Annotated in this window: 1 protein-coding gene; it reads left to right on the forward strand. The window is 69.7% G+C overall.

From position 1 onward, the window contains the following. The coding region (locus A7D27_RS26895; RefSeq protein ID WP_139134216.1) for an AMP-binding protein at positions 1-603 on the forward strand (603 nt) is incomplete at both ends.

Genomic DNA, 603 nt, shown 5'->3' on the forward strand with positions numbered 1-603 from the left:
CACCGCCCGCGACTACCCCGGCAGCATCTACGTGCATCAGTTGTTCGAGCAGCGCGCACTCAGCCAGCCGAATGCCCCGGCGCTGACTTTCGCCGGCCGCACCCTCAGCTACGCCGAGCTGAACGCCGAGGCCAACCGCCTGGCCCATCACCTGCGCCGCCTGGGCGTGGGCCCGGATGGGCTGGTGGGCATCGCCGCCGAGCGCTCGGTGGAGATGGTGGTGGGGCTGCTGGCCATCCTCAAGGCCGGCGGCGCCTACGTGCCGCTGGACCCGGAATACCCCCAGGGCCGTCTGGCCTACCTGTTCGAGGACAGCGGCATTGCCTTGCTGCTGACCCAATCGCACCTGCGAGCCGGCCTGCCGATTCCCGCCGGGCTGCCGGTACTGGAACTGGATCAGGCCGCCGCCTGGGCCGATCAGGACGAAACCAACCCCGGCGTGCCGCTGCACCCGGAAAACCTCGCCTACGTCATCTACACCTCCGGCTCCACCGGCAAGCCCAAGGGCGCCGGCAACCGCCATCTCGCCCTGCACAACCGCCTGGCGTGGATGCAGGAGGCGTATCAACTGGGCGCCGAAGACAGCGTGCTGCAGAAGACGCC

The sequence above is a fragment of the Pseudomonas sp. 1D4 genome (assembly GCF_001728925.1).
In the GTDB taxonomy this organism is placed as follows: domain Bacteria; phylum Pseudomonadota; class Gammaproteobacteria; order Pseudomonadales; family Pseudomonadaceae; genus Metapseudomonas; species Metapseudomonas otitidis.